This is a genomic window from Vibrio sp. 2-2(8) (assembly GCF_963888495.1).
Taxonomy (GTDB): domain Bacteria; phylum Pseudomonadota; class Gammaproteobacteria; order Enterobacterales; family Vibrionaceae; genus Vibrio; species Vibrio anguillarum.
Map to the genome: position 1 here is coordinate 145,044 of NZ_CAWPJM010000011.1, position 15,088 is coordinate 160,131.

Annotated in this window: 11 protein-coding genes; 7 read left to right on the forward strand and 4 right to left on the reverse strand. The window is 43.7% G+C overall.

Annotation, left to right across the window (positions count from 1 at the left end; translation table 11 throughout):
* The first annotated feature begins 58 nt into the window (after window positions 1-58).
* The 5 genes from AACV12_RS03405 (at window position 59) to AACV12_RS03425 (ending at window position 9,324) form a co-directional block, all read left to right on the forward strand.
* Complete coding sequence (locus AACV12_RS03405) at window positions 59-1,654, forward strand: sensor histidine kinase (RefSeq protein WP_170899932.1); 1,596 nt, start codon at window positions 59-61, stop codon at window positions 1,652-1,654.
* Entirely contained in the window at window positions 1,651-2,352 is a 702-nt protein-coding gene (locus tag AACV12_RS03410) for a response regulator transcription factor (protein WP_013856461.1), read from the forward strand. Before AACV12_RS03405 ends, AACV12_RS03410 begins: the two co-directional genes overlap by 4 nt.
* 210 nt (window positions 2,353-2,562) lie before the next feature.
* Window positions 2,563-6,384: a PAS domain-containing hybrid sensor histidine kinase/response regulator gene (locus AACV12_RS03415; protein WP_170899933.1), complete on the forward strand. Its 3,822-nt coding sequence runs from the start codon at window positions 2,563-2,565 to the stop codon at window positions 6,382-6,384.
* Complete coding sequence (locus tag AACV12_RS03420; RefSeq protein WP_170888729.1) at window positions 6,374-7,318, forward strand: diguanylate cyclase domain-containing protein; 945 nt, start codon at window positions 6,374-6,376, stop codon at window positions 7,316-7,318. Before AACV12_RS03415 ends, AACV12_RS03420 begins: the two co-directional genes overlap by 11 nt.
* Before the next feature lie 347 nt (window positions 7,319-7,665).
* A complete protein-coding gene (locus AACV12_RS03425; RefSeq protein WP_026027818.1) occupies window positions 7,666-9,324 on the forward strand; it encodes a putative transporter in 1,659 nt (552 codons plus the stop codon).
* A 107-nt stretch (window positions 9,325-9,431) separates the two neighbouring features.
* Here the strand turns inward: AACV12_RS03425 and AACV12_RS03430 are convergent, their stop codons facing one another.
* The gene (locus AACV12_RS03430; RefSeq protein ID WP_013856459.1) at window positions 9,432-10,016 is read right to left on the reverse strand and encodes a LysE family translocator; all 585 of its coding nucleotides are present in this window, start codon (window positions 10,014-10,016) and stop codon (window positions 9,432-9,434) included.
* A 105-nt stretch (window positions 10,017-10,121) separates the two neighbouring features.
* Here AACV12_RS03430 and AACV12_RS03435 point away from each other — a divergent pair, with 105 nt between their 5' ends.
* Together AACV12_RS03435 and AACV12_RS03440 are read left to right on the forward strand one after the other, a co-directional pair.
* Window positions 10,122-10,565 (forward strand): Lrp/AsnC family transcriptional regulator, encoded by a 444-nt coding sequence (locus tag AACV12_RS03435; protein ID WP_019280913.1) that lies wholly within the window; start codon window positions 10,122-10,124, stop codon window positions 10,563-10,565.
* 157 nt (window positions 10,566-10,722) lie between these two features.
* Window positions 10,723-12,360 (forward strand): phosphoethanolamine transferase, encoded by a 1,638-nt coding sequence (locus tag AACV12_RS03440; RefSeq protein WP_170899934.1) that lies wholly within the window; start codon window positions 10,723-10,725, stop codon window positions 12,358-12,360.
* Between the two features lie 29 nt (window positions 12,361-12,389).
* Here AACV12_RS03440 and AACV12_RS03445 read toward each other — a convergent pair whose 3' ends face one another.
* From AACV12_RS03445 to AACV12_RS03455, 3 genes are read right to left on the reverse strand one after another with little or no spacing between them, the layout of a single operon-like run.
* The gene (locus AACV12_RS03445) at window positions 12,390-13,802 is read right to left on the reverse strand and encodes an ATP-binding protein (protein ID WP_445286161.1); all 1,413 of its coding nucleotides are present in this window, start codon (window positions 13,800-13,802) and stop codon (window positions 12,390-12,392) included.
* On the reverse strand, window positions 13,792-14,448 hold the full coding sequence (locus AACV12_RS03450) for a response regulator (protein WP_013856454.1): 657 nt from the start codon (window positions 14,446-14,448) through the stop codon (window positions 13,792-13,794). The genes AACV12_RS03445 and AACV12_RS03450 overlap by 11 nt, the downstream gene beginning before the upstream one ends.
* 3 nt (window positions 14,449-14,451) lie before the next feature.
* Window positions 14,452-15,081 carry a tetratricopeptide repeat protein gene (locus AACV12_RS03455; protein WP_049785460.1) on the reverse strand — a complete coding sequence of 210 codons (630 nt, stop codon included), beginning with the start codon at window positions 15,079-15,081 and terminating at the stop codon, window positions 14,452-14,454.
* Window positions 15,082-15,088: the final 7 nt, after the last annotated feature.

Here is a 15,088-nt window from a genome sequence, read left to right on the forward strand (position 1 = left end):
ACCCAATACCAACGGATCGCTTACTCTGCTCACCTATTGAATTTATGCGGCGATCATTATGTTTCGTTATCAATTATCTCTCGTACTGGCTCTGTTGCTCACCCTAATCTTAGCCCAAGCTGGCACCGCTTTATGGTCAAATAACGTCGCTAATGAGCACATTCAGCGCGGACAGATCTCCAATCAAATCTTGCAAAGCTTTATGCAGTTGAGCACGGAAAAACAGCAGTTGAAAATTTGGCTTGCCGAGTATTTATTGACGAAAGATGGCAGCACGCTCAAACGAGACATGCGCTTTTCAAAGATTGAAGATTTGCTCAGCGAGCTCTATTTGCTAACCGAGCAAGCACAACAACACGGTATCACCAACCAAGACTTTGCCGAGATCACTCAGCAAATCAAAGTCATTTCTCTCTTTGAAACTAACTTTGGACGATTAAAAACAGCGCTTCGATCCTGGGAAATCGCAAAAATCACAGACAATAATGATCGCTGGCTTTTACTCAGTGACACCTTTGATAAAGTGGATAATACCGACCTACGCCAGCTGCTGAATCAAGCTATTTCTCTACAGAAACAACGTACTGCACGCTATGAAGCCGCAGCGATGAAATCATTATCTGATGTAGAAAATGTCATTGTAACCTTATCATTACTAGGGGTAGTCTTTGGCTTGCTACTCGGAGGCTGGTTACTGCGCACCTTATCCAAACCGTTAGCGGAACTGCTAAAAAGCACTTCAGCTTTAGAACAAGGCTATCTTAACCATCGAGTATCGGTCAGCGGGCCAAGTGAGCTCAGAACCCTAGCGCAGCATTTTAATTACATGGCACAAAGCCTTGAAAATGCGCAGCAAAAAGAGATCGCTTCGCGTCAACTCATTGAGCGAGAAGTTACTGCACGCACCCAAGAACTCGCCAATGCACTCGAAACATTGGAGCAAGCTAAACGCCAGCAGAAAGAGTTTTTTGCGAACGTCAGCCATGAATTGCGTACTCCCGCAACGGCCATTTTAGGAGAAGCCCAAATTACCCTTCGCAGTCGTCAAAATAGTGATGAAGAGTATCGACAAACGCTACAGCGTATCAATGAATCGGCAACCCACCTTTCCTACCGGATCGACGATTTATTGCTGCTTATCCGTCAAGATGAAAAGCTGTTCCAACCGACTCTTATACCCATCACCTTAGAGAACCTATGGCAATCGGTGACGAGACAAGCCACCCTTTTAACTCACGCGCATCAAGTGCAACTTGAATGTCTTCATCCACAACAGGCAAACTGGCAAGCTCGGATCTTTCATACTGATTTAGATAAGCTACTGATGACCGTGCGAATTATCGTCGATAATGCATTGCGCTATGATCCACATCACCATCCTATTACGCTCACTCTGCTAGTTGAGCCCAAGCAATTTCATCTTCAATTACAAGATCACGGTATTGGCATTGACCAAGAGGACCTCGCACAGATTTTCCAACGCTATTTTCGGTCCGAAAACGGCAAACGCTATCGCCCTGATGGCTTAGGGATTGGTTTAACGCTGGCTTATAACATTGTGCAGCAGCAACACGGAGCCATCGCATTCCAAAGCCAACTGGCTCAAGGCACAACCGTTACACTTACCTTTGAACTGGAAGAGGAAGAATCATGAGAATTCTTTTAATTGAAGATGATGCCAGAATTGCCAACTTTATTGAGCGAGGGCTCAAAGCAGAAGGTCACCACATTCAACGACTGAATGATGGGCAATATGCACTTGAAACACTCATAAGCGGCGAGCCCGATATTTTAATTTTAGATCGAATGCTTCCGCACACCGATGGATTAACTCTTTGTCAGCAAATACGTGAAGCCGGTATTGATGTGCGCATTTTGATGCTTTCTGCACTGGGCGAAGTTGAAGAACGGGTTCGGGGCCTACGCATTGGTGCGGATGATTATCTGGCAAAACCTTTTCATTTTGAAGAGTTACTGGCTCGCCTAGATGCGCTGCAACGTCGACATTCTGACTCTGCGCCAATGCCCACTCTACACATTGCAGACTTAACGCTCTGCTTATCAACCATGGCCGTAACACGGGCAGGGCAAGCCATTGAGTTAACCGCCAAAGAACTCTCCATATTAGAGCTATTGATGCATAAACCCGGTCATATTTTTAGCCGAGAACGGATTCTTGCTAATGTTTGGGGTCTCCATCAAGATCCCCTAACCAACGTAGTCGATGTGTATATGCGTCGTCTACGCAAAAAAATTGATGACCCTTTCTCATCAGCACTGATTAAAACTAAACGCGGTATGGGCTATTTTCTCGATAAAAATAGTGGTGAGCAACGCACAGGAAATGGATAAATTTAACTCTTATCTAACAATTACTTATCTGAGAAATTTAATATTCGCTCTGGTGCACAAATTTGTATATCTATAGTGGATAGGGAATTGGCGCGTCTACGGCATTTCTATCCAATTAGAAATATCCTGCTAAAGTTGTTATAGGTATCTTAAAAAACATCAAAACAAGTAATAATGCGATAAAAAGCATGTAATTAGCAGGGAAAGGTAATGGATCTATCGCAAGAAGCACGCCCGAAAGCTGCTTTAAAGTTAAATAAGACAATCTTAAATGCACTTTGGCTGCCTTTGATTATTCTTATCTTTGGTTTATTTACCGCAAGTCATTTTAATCAACTGCATCAGACAGAGCGAATTGAGCATATACAACATGATTTATCTGCTCGATTACAGCAGATTAGTCATGGGGTATCAGAAAAGGTTACGCTATATCAATACGGGATACGTGGCTTTAGAGGTGCGGTAATGACTGCCGGTGTCGATGCATTTGATTATGAGCAAATGTTTCGCTATACCCAGACTCGTGACTATCCCAAAGAATTTCCAGGTGCTCGTGGCTTTGGATTTATCCGCTTTGTTGAACCACAGCAAAAAGAAATGTTCCTTGAGCAAGCTCGCCTAGACAGGCCGGACAAAACCTTCAATATTCGCTCACTTTCAGAGCATAATAGCAGCTTGTTTGTCATCCAATACATTGAACCAGAAGAGCGTAATAAACAAGCGGTCGGCTTAGACATTGGTTCAGAGGCTATGCGTCGTGCAGCAGCTTTAGATGCAGCCAAAAATAACTCGGTACGTCTCACTGCTCCTATAACTCTTGTGCAAGCCAACAAAAAGGCACTGCAAGGGTTTCTAATACTAATGCCAGTGTACAACACCAATAAAATAGCGGATTCCTCTTCTGTGGAAGAACGATTAAGCAAGCTGGTAGGCTGGAGTTATGCACCTATTTTGATAGATGAAGTGTTAAGTGCTGTGGCTGGCCTCAATGACGAGGTTATTCTAACCATAAGTGACATCAATGACGGTGATTCAAAACATTTTTTCACCCGCGGCTCAATTCAAGATAGAACCCCTTATCAAGTAACTCAAACCATTGATTTGTTTGGACGTCAATGGGAGCTCAATCTTATCGCTACCAACAAGTTTATCGAATCTCTACCATTAGATACTTACAACCAAACTTATCAAGAGATCTTAACGGCCACATTATTGCTTATGTTGACTGTTTTTATCATTCAAATGATGCGTTCTCGTCGAGATCAGTTAGCCAAACACAAAATAGAGATCGCTCAAGCAAGGGAAGCCGTACTGACAGAAACCAATCTTCAACTAGAAAAATTAGTCAACCAAAGAACAGAGGAGATTTCGCAAGCGAATGCTCTACAGCGCAGCATTTTGAGCAGTGCGGGTTACGCTATTATCGCGACGGATCTAGATGGATTAATCACTATATTTAACCCCTCTGCAGAAAAACTGATCGGCTACAGTGCCAGTGAACTGGTGGGAAAAAAAACACCAGCTATATTCCACTTACCCGAAGAGGTCGTTCGACGAGCAAAAGATCTGTCGTTAGAGCTAGGAGAAACCGTAGAAGTCGGGTTTGATGCCTTTGTCGCTAAAGCAAAATTAGGCAAATCCGATATTAATCATTGGACTTACATCAGTAAAAACGGCCAACACATTCCGGTTAAACTTTATGTCGGTGGATTAATAGATGACCACGGTCAGTTAGTCGGCTTCTTAGGTATTGCTTATGACTTAACGGAACAGCTACAAAAAGAGAAAGAACTCGCGGAAGCCAAAGAGCAAGCGGAGTACGCAAACCGAGCTAAGTCTGATTTTTTAGCGAACATGAGCCATGAAATTCGAACCCCAATGAACGCTATTTTGGGGTTATTACAGATAACTCTCAATACCGATTTAAGTAGCCAGCAGATCGACTACTTAAGTAAAACACAAAGTGCAGCCAAGTCTCTACTCGTTCTTTTAAACGATATTTTAGACTTTTCTAAAGTGGAAGCAGGAAAGCTTGAATTAGAGCAATCTTCATTTTCACTTCCAGATCTGTTACAAGAAACGGGGATACTACTGTCGTCAAGCCTTCAAGAGAAAGCCATCGAGATCATTTATGATGTTGCGCCTGATGTTCCAACCATCTTGATCGGTGACAGCCTACGCTTACGACAAATATTATTAAATTTAGCCGGTAATGCCATTAAATTTACTGATGCAGGTGAAATAAAAATATCCATAGAAACACAGAAAATATCAGAAAATAATTGCACCTTGCTTTTTAAAGTGTCAGACACTGGTATCGGGATGACCCAAGAACAGAAAGCAATTATCTTTAATGGATTTAGCCAGGCTGAGTCGTCAATTAGCCGAAAGTATGGCGGTACAGGATTAGGTTTATCGATCGTAAAACGGCTAGTGAGCCTGATGAAAGGTGACATTAGCGTAACCAGCCAACTTGGTAAGGGGAGTGAATTTGCGTTCACCACTACATTAAACTTCGCGCCTGTTTGTAATGACATTTACTCGCATCTTACACAGGGTTTAAACATATTAGTGGTAGAAGATAATGAAACCGCACGTTTAATTCTTCAAGACATACTCCAAAAACTAGGCTGCCAAGTGTTTGCTGCGCCCAACGCCGATGAAGCTTTAGCACAACTACACAACTTAGCTCAACAAAACGAAGTAATTGATCTCGCATTTGTTGACTGGAAACTTCCTGATATGGATGGCTTGGCTCTTACTCGATCCATCAAAAACCAGAAAAATCTCAAAAAAATACCTTTAGTCATCATGATTACGGCTTTTGGCCTAGAAATTCTCGACAAACATTTAGAAGACACCCATGAACTTTTAGAAACCGTGCTGATAAAGCCAGTAACGCCAGATCTAATCAAACAAACCATTATCAATGTACTGCAAAGTAAAGATGCAGTATTTGCAGAAACATTCCATCGAATAAATTCAAACGATAGCTTATCTGGTATCAGCATATTGCTGGTTGAAGATAATCCGACCAATCGCTTGGTCGCAACCGAATTACTCAGCGAACGTGGCGCAACAATTATCGAAGCTGAGGACGGCTTTAAAGCACTAGATATACTGCAAAATCAGCAGTTTTCCCTAGTACTGATGGATATTCAAATGCCCGGTATGGATGGTTATGAAACGACTCGTAAGATCCGACAAGAGATGAAGTTTCATCAACTTCCAATATTAGCAATGACAGCTAATGCTCGCCCTGAAGATAAAGCCACCTGTTTAGCTGCAGGTATGAATGACCATATTGCGAAACCTTTCGAGATCAATGATGTGGTTAGAAAAATTCAACACTTCGTAACTCAAAAAACGCTCCCAGCAAAACAACAAGTGGTGGCTACCCATAATCAAAAAATATCGACACCAGCTCAAGAATATGCAGACAAACATGGTATTAAACTCAATCAAGCGATAAATCGAATCGGCGATTTATCCGTTTATCTAAAAGTAATCAATCAATTTGTCATTGATATGCAAGATGCTATATCACAACTGCAATCTACTGAAATTGCCACTGATGTCGCATTGCGTATCTACCACAGTTTAAAAAGTGGTTCAGAAAGCTGTGGACTTACACAATTGTCGGAAAAGTTAGCAAAAGCTGAGCTCGAATGTTCAATAGCAACCACAGAGACGATGAGAAGAAATAGTAGCTTATTGGCTGACGTACTATTTGCACAATCACAACTCAGATCATTGATGAATTTACTCAGCAACGAGCAACTAACGACTACAACACCAGTTGCCATGGATAAAGCAATATTTAGAGAAAAACTGCTCATGCTCGGGAGATGTTTCAACACTTCAAATATGGAAGCGACGACATTATTTGAAGAAATCTCAGCACAATTAAATATGATTGATGAAGAGTTAACAAAACAACTTGCAGAACAAGTACAAAGTTTGGCGTTTGAACAAGCAACTGCAATACTAAAAGAAATCATGAAAAACAAAGAGTTTTCCGATGCTATCTAATTACGGTTTACTAAACTTCAGTAAGAAAACTGACTTCACGGTACTCATCGTTGATGATCAGCCGACTAATATTCAGCTCATATATCAATTATTGAAAGATGACTATCAGATATTGATGGCGACATCTGGAACGCAAGCCATCAACGTTTGCAAAGAAAGTCAGCCCGATTTGGTGCTACTCGATGTCATCATGCCAGAAATGGATGGCTTACAAACCTGCCGCTTGATCAAAAATGACCCTACGATCGCTGATATACCTGTTATTTTTATTACCGGATTAACCGCCCAAGAAGACCAAGATGCATGTTGGGAAGCAGGCGGTGTTGATTTTCTAAAAAAACAATTTAATATCAATACGTTAAAAAACAGAATCAAGGCTCATTTAACCCTAAAGCACCAAGCAGACCTACTGAGATCATTGGCATATTTAGACGGCCTTACCGGTCTTAATAATCGCCGCTATTTCGATCAACACTTAAAGTCTCACTTAGCGCAAGCTTACCGAAAAAAACAGCCTCTCTCGTTATTGCTGATCGATATTGATTATTTTAAACAATACAACGACACATTTGGCCACCTTGAGGGTGATGATTGTTTAAAAAAAGTCGCCACTACTTTGCACCAATGTTGTCGAAGACCAACCGACATCGCTGCACGGTATGGTGGTGAAGAATTCGCCATGATTCTTCCTGAGACGGACCAAGAAGGTATTTGGTACGTTGCTAACCTTGTTCAAGATAAAATCAAAGCACTGTGTATAGACCACCCAGCGGCTGAAAACGGTTTTTTAACCATCAGCATTGGAGGCGCAGTCGACCTAGAAGGTTCCCATTCACCAGAGCAGTTAATTAAATTGGCTGACAACATGCTCTATCAAGCGAAAAACACCGGACGAAACCAAACGAATATCACTAGTGAAAAGAGTACAGACTAAACAAACCAACACTTTCTTAACATAAGAAAAAATAAGGCTAGCTTTTTGGGAAGTGTGATTTTATTAACTCTTATCTAACAATCACTTATCTGAGAAATTTAATATTCGTTCCGGTGCACAAATTTGCATCTCTATAGTTAACATTTATAGCTCGTTGCAGTATTACTGGTCATAAGTTCAGGGCAACCACAAAACGACATCGAGAGTTCATTTCACTAGGTGACTTCTCAATGCCGTATTTGAACCCTCCAGCTGTAGACATAACCACTAACCGAGTTCTTACGCCTACCCCTGCCGTTCATTAAGCTTGCCCACCAGCCGTTTTTTAATTGTTCAGGAGACTCATCATGAGTGATATTGCACTTTCTATCAGCATTCTCTCGCTGGTAGCTGTGCTGGGTTTGTGGATAGGGAATTGGCGCGTCTACGGTGTTGGTTTAGGGATCGGTGGGGTGCTGTTTGGCGGCATTCTCGTCGGCCACTTTACAGGCATGTGGGGTGTGGTTCTTGACTACAATACGTTGCATTTTATTCAAGAGTTCGGCCTTATCCTATTTGTGTACACCATTGGTATACAAGTCGGACCCGGTTTTTTCTCTTCACTTCGAAGCTCAGGACTAAAACTCAACGCCTTTGCCGCACTGATTGTATTGCTGGGCTGTGTGGTGACGGTCGCGCTTTACTATCTGTTTGATGTGCCTTTACCCGTTATTCTTGGTGTATTCTCCGGTGCAGTCACCAATACGCCATCATTAGGCGCGGGGCAACAAATCCTGACTGAGTTAGGTGGCCAAGAGAACATGCTTGACCTGACGGGTATGGGTTATGCGATTGCTTACCCCTTTGGCATATGCGGTATTTTGCTGACCATGTGGCTGCTCAGAATTGCCTTTCGTGTCAGTGTTGACGCCGAAGCCGAAGAGTTTGAGATCCACAACGGCCACAAAAAAGAGAGCTTACACACCATTAACGTTGCGATTAAAAACCCCAACTTAAATGGCCTGCTCTTAAAAGACATTCCCGCGCTCAGTGATGGCGATATTGTGTGCTCGCGCCTTAAACGTGGTGAACACCTTTCCGTGCCCAAACCCGATTCACGAGTTGAAGTGAATGATTTGCTTCATCTGGTCGGCGATAAAAAAGCGTTAGAAAAAGCACGCTTGGTGATTGGCGAAGAGGTCGATGCATCACTTTCGACACGCGGCACTGAGCTGCGAGTACAGCGCTTAGTCGTCACCAACGAGATTGTGCTTGGTAAAAAGCTGCGCGATCTGGATTTAAAAGAGAAATACGACGTCGTAGTTTCGCGTTTAAACCGTGCCGGGGTTGAGCTTATCCCAACCAGCCAATCTACCTTGCAGTTTGGCGACATTCTCAATTTAGTCGGGCGTCAAGAAGCGATTGAAGCGGTCAGTGGCATGGTCGGCAACGCGCACCAAAAATTACAGCATGTGCAGATGCTACCAGTATTCGTTGGGATTGGACTTGGGGTATTACTCGGATCTATTCCGTTTTATCTACCGGGATTCCCCGCCGCCATTAAGCTCGGCTTAGCTGGAGGACCGCTGATTGTCGCACTTGTTTTGGCGCGTATCGGCAGCATTGGCAAAATGTATTGGTTTATGCCGCCCAGCGCGAACCTTGCTCTACGAGAAATTGGTATTGTGCTGTTTTTAGCCGTAGTCGGGTTAAAATCTGGGGGTAATTTTGTTGAAACCTTAGTGCAAGGCGATGGCGTCAGTTGGATGGGTTACGGCATGTTGATCACGGGTATTCCATTGATCACCGTCGGAATACTGGCTCGTGTTTTAGGCCATATTAACTATCTCACCATCTGTGGCATGCTAGCAGGCTCGATGACCGATCCACCCGCTCTTGCTTTTGCAAATGCGCTGCACGAAAGCAGTGGCGCTTCTGCATTGGCATACGCTACTGTCTATCCGTTAGTGATGTGCCTGCGCATACTCTCACCGCAAATATTGGCGTTAATTTTATGGGCAATATAGCGAACGGTTAATATCAGGCAAACTAGATAAACAAAGTGGGTCGCTCAGTACCCACTTTCTTTTGCTGCGTTGATAATGCTCCCACACAGCAACGTCTCACCAAATCTCTACAACATAGGAACAACGGACAGTAGCAGCAACGCGCCCATCGCGCCGTTAAACCAGCGGACATAACTTGGGTGATTCATCCAGTGGCTCAACTGTTTACCCGCCGCAGTCCAAACACTGACCGACGGAATGTTCACCAAAGCAAACACCAATGAAATCAGCATTAACTGCGCCCAGCTCGCACTTTGGTTAAATACACTCACCGCAGTCAGCGCCATCGACCAACCTTTGGGGTTGACCCATTGAAACAGTACAGCCGAAACAAATGACATCGGTTGATACTGCTTCTCTCCCTGCGAAGGATTACTCAGCGCAATTTTTATCGCCAAATAGACCAAATAAATGGTGCAGGCAATTTGCAAGCCTTGTTGCAACATAGGATAACGATGGAATAAACCCGTTAACCCAACACCAACCAATAGCACCATAATGCTAAAACCAAACGTTACACCAAGCATGTGCGGAATAGTGCGCATAAAGCCCACATTCGCACCGGATGTCATCAGCATGATGTTGTTTGGACCCGGTGAAAAGGTCGAAACAAAAGCAAAAGCCACCAGTGGCCACCATTGTGTGTAATCCATCTTCTTTCTCTATTTAATAATGATGAACAAATAATAATGGTATCGGCTGGCAATATTGTGCTTATATTGGTCAATACCACTAATATTGAGCAATAAAAATAAGCCATGGACAGATTTGACGAGAGAATATTGCAAGAGCTACAACTTGATGGCCGAGTCTCGAATGTCGAGCTAGCCGAACGCATCGGCTTATCGCCCTCCGCCACGTTGCGCCGTGTGCAGGATCTCGAGCGTAAGCAGATCATTAAAGGCTATCGAGCGGTCTTAAATAAAACCCAACTTGATGTCGGGTTTGTCGCTTATGTGGCAATTGGCTTAAACAGCCATACTAAAAAAGCGCAGCTCAGTTTCGAAGAACATGTGCGCTACGCCAAGGAGGTGGTCGAATGCCACAACATTACCGGGATGAACGAATATTTGCTGCGTGTCGAAAGCAAAGATCTCAGCGCCTATAAACGTTTTCACGCCGATGTGCTTGGTGAGTGCTTAACGGTGAAATCGATCACCACCATGGTGGTGATGGACTCTCCTAAAGACGAACGGCAATAGTATTTACGCCATCACTTTTAGCATTCGACAAGGTGCGCAAGGTACTAAGATAAGTAACTACCAAAACTCATCTCATTCTAACGATTGAATTTCTTAAGCCTTTATTAAGAAAAGATCTTTATAAGTTCCATAACGTCTTCTCATCACACGGTATGTTATGGAACCCACAATGAAAAATCCTCGCTTCTCATACGCAAGTATTACCTTGTTGCTTGCTCTCTATTTCAGCTTGGTACTCAACATCCCTATTTATGCCAAATTGGCACAGATTTTTTCGGCTGCTGAGCAGTTCAATTGGGGGTTTGCGTTCTCAATACCGATTTTTTTCTTTTTGGCGCTGAACGTTATTTTCCAACTGTTTTCGTGGCCTTATTTTCTAAAACCTTTTTTTGCGGTCTTACTCATCCTTTCTGCTGTGGTGAGTTATGCGAGTTACAATTACGGCACGATTGTCGACCGAGACATGTTGATCAATGTCGTTGAAACCAATAGCAGTGAGGCAGACTCTTATGTCAGTCTCTATTCCATTGTCTGGATCTCAGCGTTGGGCATCCTCCCTGCCGCTCTATTACTGCTTTCACCACTTAAAGTAGAAAAATCCACTTCCTGCTTTTTAGGCTATAAAGCGCTATCAATATTGCTCTCTTTACTCGGCATCGTCATTATTGCGGCGCTGTATTATCAGAACTATTCGTCGGTTGGACGCAACAATAGTTACCTCAAGAAAATGATCATCCCCACTCACTTTGTCTATAGCGCTTATGGTCTTGTGAAAGATCGTTATTTTACCGAGCCCGTGGTGTATCAAATTATCGGCGCTGATGCGCAGCAGCAACCGAAAATTACCCATAGCCGTGATGCAGAAAAACCAACCTTAGTCTTATTTGTGCTAGGAGAAACGGCTCGCGCACAAAATTACCAATACTACGGCTACACACGTGATACCAATGCTTATACCGCGCCTTATCAGCCTATATTTTTCAGTGATGTCGCCTCTTGTGGTACTGCGACAGCGGTCTCTGTACCTTGTTTATTTTCCAATATGGATCGTCATAATTTTGATCGTACCAAAGCGGATAACCAAGACAACGTCCTCGATATCTTGCAGCGCGCAGGCGTCAACCTCTTATGGAAAGAGAATGATGGAGGCGATAAAGGCGTCGCGAAAAATATTCCGCAGAAAGAGCTGGATAAAACTGCGCGAGAAGGCCGATGTGACGGCAGCACTTGTTATGACGTCACAATGCTAGACAACTTAGATGAAGAAATTGCCAACCAAACTGGTAACCGAATGATTTTCATGCACATTATTGGAAGTCACGGGCCAACCTACTTTAAGCGCTATCCTAAAAACATGGCGAAATATCAACCTGATTGCCCAAGAGCGGATATTGAAAATTGCAGCGTTGAGCAGATAGTGAATACTTACGACAACACTATTCGTTACACAGATTTTGTTTTGGCGCAGCTGATTGAAAAGCTAAAATCACTGCAAGCGCAATACAACACCGCATTGATTTATGTCTCCGACCATGGGGAATCGCTGGGAGAAAATGGACTGTTCTTACATGGTATGCCGTACAGCCTAGCACCCGATGATCAAACTCAAGTACCGCTTTTAGTCTGGTTATCTGACGAATTCGCCCGTACGAAAGGCGTGAATCAAACCTGTTTACGTCAAACAGCCACTCAGCCCTATGCTCACAGTAATCTCTTTCACTCTTTACTTGGCATTATGGATGTATCAACCAATGCATACGAGAAAGCGCAAGATATTTTTGCGCCATGCCGCTAAAGAGTGTGGATAAAAACAGAAGAGGCCTGTTAACTTAGATGAAAACAAACCCTGAAGATGTTGCTGTCGTTGTGTCTCGGCAGCAACTCGACGGTGGCATTATGCAGCGCGGCGATATCACGGCAAATCGACATTCCAAGCCCTGCCCCATCGCCTTTTTCACTGTTAGCTCGATAAAAGTTATCAAATATTTTTTCTCGGGCTTCGTTCGTGATGTTGGGGCCGCTATCAGTCACATTCACTTGAATAAACTGATCATCGCCATGCAACGTAATATCAATGTGACTGTGTACGCCAGAATAGCGCATCGCATTATCGATTAAGTTTTTAAACAACACGCCGAGTAATAGCTCGTCGCCTTGAACCGACAAACTCTGCCCTTCAAAGCTCAATTGTTGGTCGTGCTTTAAGGCTAACGGCGCAAGGTCTGCGATAACTTGCTTAATAGAGACTGAGAGATCGACCGTTTGTGATGACAATTCCATAGTGCTTTCGACTTTGGCTAACATCAACAACTGATGAATAAGGCGGTCAGTACGCTCAATACCCTTAAGAATCATGTCCAGATCATATTTCAGTTGCTGCTCATTCTGGCTGAGCATGGCGTTTTCGGCATTTAATCTCAATACCGTCAGTGGCGTTTTAAGTTCATGAGCAGCCATACGCGTAAAGCGCTTCTCTCGCTGCCAAGCCAATTCTAATTGAGCCAACAGTTGGTTGAGTGTCTCCACTAATGGTGAAAGTTCAGTGGTTTGTTCTGTAACGTAAATGCGATCCAACTTGTGGACACTGCGAATCGCAATCGCCGATTTTAGCTCTTGCAGTGGTTTGAAACTTCGGCCAATAAGCATCACCAGCACCAAGATAACGCATGGGATCAGGATCAATTGCGGCAATGCGGTCGACAGTGCAATTTCATTGACCATTTCATCACGAATACTCTGTTTTTCCGCAACGAGAATGTATTCAGAGCCGCGATCAGGATGAGGTTGCGCCAATTGAAAATAACGCCATGTTTGGCCATCAATGGTGACGCTGCCAAATCCATTATTGCTGGCATTAGTGCTAAAGGCGGGTTGCTGGCTATCAGAGCTGTACATCAACTGACCATCTCGATAAAACTGAAACAGAATGTACCGCTCATAAGGGTGACCATACTGCGTTGCCATCTCCTTGTTGGCTTGCGAAAGACGTTCAATGCTTTGCATCCACTGATCAAACTGTTGATGAAGATCGGCATTGTCTCCTTCTTTTATAGAGACAGAAGTCGCCATCAACAGTAATTTTGCTGATTGACCTAAGCGCGCATCGTAGACTTCTCCAATTTCATGATGTGCCGTAGAAAAACTGAAGTAGAGAGAAATAAGCAGTAAACTACCGCTTAACCATACAGCCGACTGTGTTAAACGACGTTTAATCGAAAAGACTTTTTTATTTTTCAATCATATACCCCACACCACGGATATTTTTGATGACATTTTCTGGCATTTTTTTACGCAAGTTATGGATGTGAACTTCGATAGCGTTGTCACTGCTGCCTTCGTCCCAGCCATGAAGCGCTTGTTGCAATAGCTCTTTGCTCATCACTCGCCCTGCTTGAGTGATCAAACTGGCGAGAATTTTATATTCATTGCGCGTCAGTTTGAGGGGTTGCTGACGATATTCAATCTCCTGCTTGGAAAGAGAGAGGCTCAGATCACCAATCGAAATCAGAGCCTCGGCGCTGCCCGAGCTGCGACGAATGATAAGCCGTAGACGTGCCAGTAGCTCTTCTAGCGCAAAGGGTTTACCTATGTATTCATCGGCTCCACCATCTAACCCTTTGACGCGATCGCTAATATCATCACGCGCCGTTAGGATCATCACAGGCAGCGAATAACCAGCGTTTCTAATGCCGCGCAACACCTCAAGACCATCCATATCCGGTAAGGTTAAATCCAAGATCACCGCCGAAAACTGTTCAGTTTTGAGCGCACACGCCACGCCGCCACCTTTTTCTAACCAATCCACCGTATAACCTTGGCGAGTCAACGCCACCTGCATTGACTCGCCCAGTTGTTTGTCATCTTCGACTAATAATAAACGCATACGTTATTTTAAATTCTCCAACAAAAGGGCAATTTCCTGCTGACGCCCAGCATCGGCAATCGCTCTTTGTGGCCTTGCTGGTGCTTGTTGTGCTTGCAACAGGTACTTTCTTGCTTCATCGGTTCTGCCTTGCTCGGCAAGAAAATCACCGTAAAAATAGTTGGCATCAATTCCTGTCGGGTTAATCAGCAGCGCTCTTTGCAGCAACTCTTCCGCTTTAACGTCGTCGCCAAAAGCCACTGGCCAGCCGGGCACTTTGTAATATAAGGTGCCTAAACTTGTAAAAGCCGAGCCATCTAAAGTATTAGGCGCTTGATCGATAACCTCTTCGTACAATAATTTCGCCTCTTTCACTAAAGATAGCGCACCCAACCCACCTTTTACGCCCGCTAATGAGGATTTATTGATGGCAAGCCACACTTTGAGTTCTGGACTGTTACTTGATTTCATCTCTAATGTGTTACGCATAATGACACGTTCAAAACAACGTTCTTGATCATCGCTCGACTTCATTTTGTATTGGCATTTGGCCCAATCAGATTGAACCTGAGCTAAAGGGGTGATCGCAAAAGCGGGTGTCGTGCTTACCGCAAAGATGACCAATGAACTGGCCCATTTAAACACAGTTTTCATATGTTGT